Genomic DNA, 445 nt, shown 5'->3' on the forward strand with positions numbered 1-445 from the left:
ACGGGATTCCCGTGACGTTCACCCGGGACGTCATCGCCGACCTCCTGCACGACCGCGTCGACCGCAGACACCCCGACCTCGACGTGTCTTCGGTGGTGATGCCGACCGACGTGCTCGACGAGATGGTCGCCGAGCTGTCGGACGCGCCCGTGTTCTCGCGGGCGGAGTCCTCGGAGTACGAGGGCCGCATCGCCATGGTCAAAGAGTACATCTTCGACCAGCAGGAGGCGGACGTACTCGACGCGCTTCTCGCCGACAAGGGCGTCGAGCGCGAGACGGTCGAGGAGTACGTCGAACACGTCTACGCGTGGGCGTCCGACGGGCAGATAGAGACCGAGCGCGGGCCGGTCGACCCCGACCCGCTTCTCATGAAGCTGTTCGAGACCGAGCACCTCGGGCGCTTCTCGCCGAACGACTACGAGGGCAACGACCCCTCCGAGACGGT

1 pseudogene is annotated in these 445 nt (G+C 66.7%); it reads left to right on the forward strand.

The annotated features are described in order from the left end of the window. A pseudogene (locus tag DVK00_RS21000) lies at nucleotides 1–445 on the forward strand (kinase anchor protein); the annotation flags it as partial.

The organism is Haloarcula sp. Atlit-47R (genome assembly GCF_003665985.1).
GTDB classification, from domain to species: domain Archaea; phylum Halobacteriota; class Halobacteria; order Halobacteriales; family Haloarculaceae; genus Haloarcula; species Haloarcula taiwanensis.